At 67.2% G+C, this 8042-nt stretch carries 8 protein-coding genes; 4 read left to right on the top strand and 4 right to left on the bottom strand.

Annotation, left to right across the window (positions count from 1 at the left end):
• A partial coding sequence (locus ABTZ58_RS36950) for a helix-turn-helix domain-containing protein (RefSeq protein WP_351366872.1) occupies positions 1-291 on the top strand: 291 nt, incomplete at its 5' end.
• 17 nt (positions 292-308) lie between these two features.
• On the opposite strand, the gene ABTZ58_RS36945 is transcribed toward ABTZ58_RS36950, so the two are convergent.
• On the bottom strand, positions 309-1223 hold the full coding sequence (locus ABTZ58_RS36945) for an NAD-dependent epimerase/dehydratase family protein (protein ID WP_351366869.1): 915 nt from the start codon (positions 1221-1223) through the stop codon (positions 309-311).
• Between the two features lie 114 nt (positions 1224-1337).
• Entirely contained in the window at positions 1338-1937 is a 600-nt protein-coding gene (locus ABTZ58_RS36940) for a patatin-like phospholipase family protein (RefSeq protein WP_351366866.1), read from the bottom strand.
• Positions 1938-2675: 738 nt separating this feature from the next.
• On the opposite strand from ABTZ58_RS36940, the gene ABTZ58_RS36935 reads away from it, so the two are divergent.
• Both ABTZ58_RS36935 and ABTZ58_RS36930 read left to right on the top strand, forming a co-directional pair.
• A complete protein-coding gene (locus tag ABTZ58_RS36935) occupies positions 2676-3044 on the top strand; it encodes a hypothetical protein (RefSeq protein WP_351366863.1) in 369 nt (122 codons plus the stop codon).
• A 522-nt stretch (positions 3045-3566) separates the two neighbouring features.
• Entirely contained in the window at positions 3567-5105 is a 1539-nt protein-coding gene (locus ABTZ58_RS36930; protein WP_351366860.1) for an NHL domain-containing protein, read from the top strand.
• Positions 5106-5159: 54 nt separating this feature from the next.
• On the opposite strand, the gene ABTZ58_RS36925 is transcribed toward ABTZ58_RS36930, so the two are convergent.
• Positions 5160-5723: a hypothetical protein gene (locus ABTZ58_RS36925; protein WP_502996195.1), complete on the bottom strand. Its 564-nt coding sequence runs from the start codon at positions 5721-5723 to the stop codon at positions 5160-5162.
• Positions 5724-5729: 6 nt separating this feature from the next.
• Positions 5730-6842 (bottom strand): hypothetical protein, encoded by a 1113-nt coding sequence (locus ABTZ58_RS36920; RefSeq protein WP_351366878.1) that lies wholly within the window; start codon positions 6840-6842, stop codon positions 5730-5732.
• A 409-nt stretch (positions 6843-7251) separates the two neighbouring features.
• On the opposite strand from ABTZ58_RS36920, the gene ABTZ58_RS36915 reads away from it, so the two are divergent.
• Entirely contained in the window at positions 7252-7983 is a 732-nt protein-coding gene (locus tag ABTZ58_RS36915) for a hypothetical protein (protein WP_351366857.1), read from the top strand.
• Positions 7984-8042 lie beyond the last annotated feature (59 nt).

Below are 8042 nucleotides of genomic sequence, written 5' to 3'. Positions count from 1 at the left end.
GACCAGCAGCTCACGCTCACCGATCTGGCCCGGCACGCCCACAACAGCGTCCGGACGCTGACGCGCCGGTTCCGAGAGGAGACCGGGCTCAGCCCACTGCAGTGGTTGCTGCACCAGCGCATCATCCGAGCCAGGGAACTGCTGGAATCCACCGATCTGCCGATGGATGTCGTCGCCGCGCGCAGCGGGCTGGGCAGCGCGGACTCGTTGCGCCAGCACCTGGTCCGGCGGGTCGGGCTGACCCCCACGGCCTACCGGCGTTCCTTCACCCGCCTGTCAGAACACCAGTAGCCCGTCGTTCGGCGAGTTCAGTACGCGGGCTGGCCCAGTTCGCCGAGGACGTCGAGGTGCCGCGGTTCCCAGCCGAGCACGCGACGCGCCTTCTCCCCTGAGATCTGGCTGTTGATGGACCAGTAGTCCGCAACCGGCGGTGCGCCGAGAGCTTCGGCGAGTTCGTCCCTGTCCAGCGCGACGGTCTTGCCTCCGAGCCCTGCGCCACGACTGATCGCGACGGCGATGTCCTGGGTGCGAAGCCCACTGCGGGATGCAGCGTGGAACAACTCGCCGCCAGGCGCTTTCTCCACGGCCAGAACGTAAAGGTCCGCCAGATCGTCGACGTGGACCAGGGACCACAGGTTGTCGCCCGCCTCCATCGGGTAGGGAACGGCGCCCAGCTTCCGACCCGCCGCTCCGATCAGCCACAGGACCGAGCGGCCGCCACCACGCCCGAAGACGTTCGGTGGCCGCAGCGCGACACCACGCAGACCGGTCGCACTGGTCACGGCCTTCTCGGTCTCGAAGCGCAGCTGAAGCGCCCGCACGGTAGGAGATTCCGATGCGGCGATGGGGGTCTCCTCGTCGTAGACGATGGAGCCGGTGTCTCCCAAGCCTCCCGTGCCGCTGGTGTAGACGAGTGGCTTGCCACTGCCTTGCAGTGCGGTGATCAAGGCGTCGACAGCCTTCGCTTCCTCAGCGCTGGCCGTCGCGAAGTCGGCGCCGAGGTCGAAGGCGTTCTGAATGACTCCGTCGGCGGCCCGAGCCGCGTCGGTCAGGAGCTGGGTGTCACCGAGGCTTCCGCGGAGGGGCTCGGCGCCGAGCCCCTGCAGAGCTCGAGCGGAGGCATCGGAACGGGCGAGTCCGACGACCTGGTGTCCGGCTTGCAGCAACTTCTCGGTGATGACGCTGCCGATGTAACCGGTGGCACCGGTCATGAAGATCTTCATGAGCTTTTCCTTGTCGTGGTTGGTTGAACAGTCGAGGCTCGTCGTGTTCTTGCTGTCTGTCTGGTGGCCGGAGCCCACGTGTGGCCCGAAGCCCACGTGTGCCCGAAGCACCGATCAGGCCCAGAAGGCCTTGACCTCTGCCGCGATCCTCTGGCCCTGGTCGTATCCGGCTCGTGCACAGATGGCGCGGGAGTCCGGGTCGAGGAGGTTCTGCAGTCCGGCCTGGGAAGCCTCGCCCGGTGTGACAGTGAGCAGCGGCGCGGAAACCGGTTCCACGTCAGTGGTCTCCGGAAAACCGATCACGTCGAGGACCAGCACCTTGCCGTAGTCCTTCGCGACATCGGCGTTGGTCCCGCTGCGCATACCGCCGTCGAAGAGACGGCGGCCGCGGATCGGGACCGCCGGCCACACCCGCGACGAACTCGCCCGACTCCGCGTCGACGGTCGTGATGGCGAGGCGCCGCGCGGGCCACTGGTGATCCGGGAGCCGGGCCTCGATGAGCGCACGACGCTCCGACAGTCGTAGAGAGCACTGGGAGGCTTGGAATTGGTCGCCTGTGCCGCGACGGTCGCACCGGCAGACGTTCCGACCACCAGGTCCGCGTCGGTCACGTAGACACCCGCGTCAGCCAGTCCCGCGAGGATCCCGGTCTCCCAGGCGATACCCGCGACACCGCCACCACCGAGCACGAGGACTTTCGTGTCCTTGTCCATCACCGCTCTCCCATCCGTGCGTCAGCGCTCGCGTCCCGAGCCACCCGCCCAGCCGAGCTTTTTTGGGTTTGCCAACCCATTCCTATCCGGCTCTACTGGGTTTCGCAACCCAGTGTGTGTGCTGGTGCTTGATTCAGCCGGTGTCGTTGTCGGGAGAAGTGCTGGTGACGTCGTTTTCGTTCGTTCCTGAAGCAGGTCGGTGAGGGCGACGCTGACGATGCCGACTGCGGGCGGGCGGCAGGGTGATGCGGTGTACCCGGGTGTGGAAGGCGGCATGTGTGGCGAGCGTGAACGGCTCCCGGAGAAGTCCCGGGCAGGCTCGCCGCGGGGCCGGAGACGCCTTGCTGAGGACCGACCTGCTCAACGCGGGCATCTGATCGCGGATCGGCTCGGTCTCCGTGGTGCCCGAGTGCACGTGTGGCGCTATCGACGCCGGTCGGACTTCCGTGGCAACGGGTCAGGGTTGATTGGCACTGGACACCAGTAACGGCATTCCGATCCGAAGCCGGTCGGCAGCCGAAGGAGTCAGCCACCGCGGGGCACGACAGGGGGCACCCGGGGCGCAGGAGAGCAGAGGACGGACCGGCTCAGCTGCCGCCATCCCTGTATGGATGGTTTGCCCTGGAAGGTGGCGAAAGGGCGCTGCAGAGCCCCTAGCGTGGACCGCGCCGTGGGCTGAAGGCCTGCGGCAGGGTGTCTCTCCCTGGGGATCGGGGCAGTGGCGGACAAGGAGCGTTGATGGCGGACTTCCAGACTGGTGAGATTCCCCCCGGCTTCGCGTTCACTGAGAACGGCGAGCTCATCCACTACAAGTACGGCATCGTCCTGGCCGTCCCGGCAGCCAATCAGGCCGGCTGGTCGGGCGACATGTGGATCAGCTGCGCTTCCGCCTGGGCGGATGCGAAGATCAAGGTGAACTGGCACGACGGCACCAACTGGAGCGCCGCCGTGGACCTGGACGTCACGCACGCAGGCGGCCGGGTCCACAACGGCGCGAAGCTTCCGACGAGTACACAGAAGATTGCCATCGGCCGCGTCAAGAAGAGCGCGAGCGACACCGAGGACGACATCCCCGTCAGCTGCCTGCTCCAAGTCGCGGAGGCGTGATCTAGCCACCCCTCCTCTGGTCCGCCTATGCCGATCCTCTACGCCCGGAACGCCCGGACGTGGACGACGGAAGCTCAACGCGCCCACCTCTTGCGACCACTGGGTCGTCCACCACAACTACCACCGCCTTACCGGGCGAAGGGACCATCGGGGCGCCGCTTCGAGTATGCGGCCACCGGTCAGCGGCCGGGATTGATGAGGCTCCGTCATCGACCGCGCCTTGGAGCTTCGTCTCGAGGGCGCGGGGGAATCGAGGCCTTCACTCGACTGGCCTGGTGCCCGTATTCGCGGCTGCCCGCTTCTCGGCGGGTCCGTCGTGACGAGCGAGCTCTTGCCGGAGTCCGCCAGATGCTCGTGTCCCGCCGTCGGCAGGGCGGGCTGCCGGTTCGGTGTGGCGCCTCGTCGCCGTTCTCCCGCAAGGAGCCGCCGGAAGGGGGCGGTGGAGGCCCAACGCCTGTGCAACGAACCGTAGTTGAAACACGGCCGTCGGTATGCGGCGGTCGAAACGGTGAAGGGATGACCATGAGCACTGCCACGACGGCAGCCACGGGTGAGAAGCAATCCGACCCTCAGATCAGTACGGTCGTGGGGACCGGGGTGGCGGGGGCGCCCAAAGGGGACAAGGAGCCGGCTGTCTCGGCGCAGGTGAACCTCCCGAATGGAGTGGCGGTGGACAGCGCCGGCACCCTCTACATTGCCGATTCCGGGAACCACAGGATCCGGAAGGTGACGACTGACGGGCAGATCAGCACGGTCGCGGGTACGGGCGTCGCGGCCTTCGGTGGTGACGGCGGCCCCGCTGTCTCGGCTCAGCTGAACTACCCCCGGTCGGTGGCGGTGGACAGCGCGGGCGATCTCTACATCGCCGATTCCGGCAATCATCGGGTCCGGAGGGTGACGAGGGCCGATGGGAAGATCAGTACGGTCGCGGGCACCGGTGTGGCGTCCTTCGGCGGGGACGGTGGCCTGGCCACCGCCGCACGGCTGAACGGCCCGTTCTCGGTGGCGGTCGACGGGGCGGGTGACCTCTACATCGCCGAGTACGGCAATCATCGGGTCCGGAGGGTGACGGGAGCCGATGGGAAGATCAGTACGGTCGCGGGCACCGGTGTGGCGTCCTTCGGCGGGGACGGCGGTCTCGCCACCGTCGCACGGCTGAACGGCCCGTTCTCGGTGGCGGTCGACGGGGCGGGTGACCTCTACATCGCTGACTACGGCAATCATCGGGTCCGGAAGGTGACGAGGGCCGATGGGAAGATCAGTACGGTCGCGGGCACCGGTGTGGCGTCCTTCGGCGGGGACGGCGGCCTGGCCACCGCCGCCCAGCTGAACCTGCCCATTGGCCTGGTGGTGGACAGCGCCGGCAACCTCTACATCGCGGAGTGGCACAACCACCGGGTCCGCAAGATCACTACCGATGGGAAGATCAGCACGGTCGCGGGCACGGGTGCCGGTTCCTTCGGCGGGGACGGCGCCCCCGCCGCCTCGGCCCAGCTGAAGAACCCGAGCGGTCTGGCCGTGGACTGCGTCGACACGCTTTTCATCGTCGACCACGGCAACAGCCGGGTGCGGAAGGTCCCCTCGCAGAGGATGGCCGGGCTGCCCGAGTCGGGCACGGTGGTCTGCTGGGCCAGCGTCCGCAGCAGGTTGCGGATGGCGGTCGTGCGTGAGTCGACCGCGGACGGGGCCGAGGTCCACCAGGCCCTCGCGGTGGCCAGGGATCACCAGCGATGGCGGCTGGTCGCGGCGGGTCAGGACAACGGCGAGGTGCTGTACCGGTTCGAGAACGTGCGCAGCGGCAAGGTCCTGGAGGTCGTGGGCGCACAGGAGGCGGCCGGCGCGGTGGTCGCGCAGCGTGCCTACGAGGGGCCTGACGCGCACCACCAGCAGTGGCGGCTCATCCCGGTGGGTTCTGTGACCGACACGCCCCGGGTGTACGAGATCGCGAACCACAACAGCGGTCTGCTGCTGCGGGTGGACACCAACGCGCGTGCGGCGATCAAGCAGGACGGGGCGGAGGGCGACCACCGGAACCGGCAGTGGCAACTGCTTCACGGGTGACACACAAGGGGGGCAGAGGCGGCCACGCCCCTGCCCCCCCTCGTGAGCCGAGTGCTACGGGGAACCGGATGAGTCCTTGACGGTCGCCTCGGTCTTGCTGGTCTCCCCCAGGGTCTGCGGGGTCTCAGCGGCCGCCTTGGCTGCCGCGGGGGCCGGTGGAGCCTTGGGGGTGTCCGGGGCCTTGGGAGGCGTGGCGTACTCGCTCCTCGCCGGCCTGTCCTTCAGGTCCTCGTTCCTCTTCAGCCCCTCGTTCTCCGGGATCTTCGAGCGGGCATCCTGCATGCCGCTGGACGCCGCGGTGGACACTGAGCTGGCCTCGCCGGCGTACCGCGCCTGCGTACTGGCCGATGCCTGCGTGGTCTGGATGAAGGAGCCGAGCAATCCCAGGATGACCCGCGCCTGAGGCGATTGCTCCTGCACGACCTTCGCGCGGGAGGAGGCCCCGTGGATCGCGTTGCTGAACAGACCTGTCCTGGTGTCGTCGTAGGCGCCTGCGTCGACGTCCTCGAAGTCGACCCCCGCACCCGGCTCCGGTCCGGGACGGTCGGTTCCCACCGAGAACAGCCCCGCACCATCGATCGCGGACTTGAAGATGTTGTCGAACACCACGGTCCTCACCCCTGCTCATCCATCGGAAGGCTGCTTGTGCAGCGCCCGGTCACTGCCGGTCAGGCTCTCGCCGTCGAACATCGTGTGGTGGACATCCAGCGCGGAGACCACCTCCGCCCACCCGTGCATCAGGAAGCCGCCACCGGCCAGATCGAGGTCGCTGATGGGGCGGGCCACCAACTCGTCGAGTCCGGGATAGCTCCCGGACTGCGGCGGCGACTGGACCGCAACCGGCACGTCGTACTTCACCGCGACGAACCCGGAGAAGGTCACCGGAATCTCGTACCGGTACTGCTTGCAGCAGCGCCGCTGCGTCACGATGGTCTCCACGCGGGAGTTCGGAGCGACCTTGCCGGAGATCTGCGACTTCGAGGCCCAACTGGTGGTCAGAGAGCCGCCGACGGTGGCTGCGATACCCAGTGCCAACGAGGCGTTGAGCGATGCGGTGCCGGTGGCGCTGCCCGAAGTGGTGAACGCGACCGAGTCCGTCACCGAGTTCGTCGCGGAGTTTGTTGCCGCGTTCCGCGTGGCCGTCTCGGTGGCGTTGGCGTTGTCCACGCCGACGCTGTCCTTGCTGTTCTTGTTGGTGACGGTGTTTGCGTTCTTGTTCGACACTTCGTTCTGGCATTGCGTCTGAAGCTGCGACTGCAGGTCCATCTTGAGCTGGTTCTGCAACTGCAGTTGCAGCTGCGCGCTGACGGTGCCGCCGAAGGTGAGCTTGGCATCTCCGTGCAGCGACCATGTGATGCCGTTCGACACGGTGAAGTCGACCGAGTCGGTGAAGGTCATCGGTTCCGTCTGGCTGCGGTTCACGTAGGAGCGACAGGAGAAGGTGTCGGGCGGGGGCTGGTCCACGTTGCACCGCTCCTCGATCAGCGCCTCCCCGAGGTTCATGTACGCCAGCCATCCCAGCTGAAACGCCGACTTCGACGCGGGGAAGGCGCCGAAGACCGACTTGTTCACGGAGAACCCGACCGGCTTGTGCCGCACGCCGTAGTCGTCGACGTAGACGAGGTTGGGGTGGTCCAGGAGGGCCTGCCAGTTCTGATGGATGTTCAGTTCTCGGAGGTTCTTCTTCGTCAGCGGCTGCCGCTTGGCCCTGTCCAGGCTGTATGCGTTGGAAGGCATTCCCCGTCCTCGACTCATCTGGCCGAAAATGCTCGGCGAAAAGACAGCAGGCATCTGCGGGATTTTTCGAAGTTCGAAGCTAACAGGGTCCGTAAGTCCGAGGAAGAGTGCTGAGGCCGTTATGCCCGAACGAGTGAAAATGCTTCACCGTGTCATCCCAACTCCGTTGCGGGGGAAGTAACTTGAAGCGCTGTCGGCCGAGCGGCTGAGGGCTTCCTGCAAGCCCTGCTCGCGCAGATTCTGTGTACGCGAATGTGCCGTGAGTGACCTAAGGGACGTGGGCTCCTATTCGGTTCGGAGATTCCATGATTCCGGGAGGATCAAGGTATGGCCTAATCCCTCCCCAGGATCACCGCACCGAGTGTCTGGCGCATTTCCTGCCACATCCGAAAAAGGTGAGGTTTCCGCGATGTACACCCAAGAACGCACGGCGATGTCGAATCTGGTAGTCGGCGGCCCGGTGGCGGTGAACAGCTACGACAACGCCATCGTGGCCGCGCTGGTGGAGAACCGGCCGGTCATGCTCGTCCACGCCTTCAACGGCGGCTACCTCCGGCCGGCCGAACTGGGGGAGTCGAGCCATGACAAGGGGGTCAAGCTGGCCACAGCGCTCGATCCGGCCACCAAGGAGGCGCAGGGCCACCTCTGGCACATCACCCCGGCCGGCTTCTTCGGGCAGCGGCCGCTGTACTTCATCGAGAGCGCCGCGGGCCAGGTGCCGCCCAAGTCCTCCACCGCGCCCACCGCTTCGGGTGCAGCGGACACCGGGCGCGGCGACGACGGCGTGCCCAAGCCGCAGCGCCGGCGCATCACCGTCCACCAGGACGCCCCCAAGAACCCAGCCGACACCGTCCAGGTCGGCCTCCCCGACAAGGTCGGCGACAAGTGGCGCGGGAAGAACGGCGCCCCCGAGGACACCCAGCTGTGGGTCGTGACGGTGACACCGTGGGGCGGGATCACCTTCGTGCCGATCACCCACCCCGACGCCATCCTCGGGTTCAAGGACCACACGGTGGCCGCCGACAGCGAGGTGCGCCTCACCTACAACTGGGGTGGCGACTTCACCGGCACGGTCATCAACACCTTCTACCCGCGGCTGCCCAACGAGTGGAGCGTCCCCTACCACCACGTCTTCACGTGACCCGCGGCCCACGCCACGCCGCATCGGCCCCGAGCCCCTGCCCGTACCGCCTGGAAGAG

The sequence above is a fragment of the Streptomyces sp. NPDC094143 genome (genome assembly GCF_040303825.1).
Classification (GTDB): Bacteria; Actinomycetota; Actinomycetes; order Streptomycetales; family Streptomycetaceae; genus Streptomyces.
Note: the sequence above shows the minus strand (reverse complement) of the source record. Positions and strands in the feature narration are given on the sequence as shown.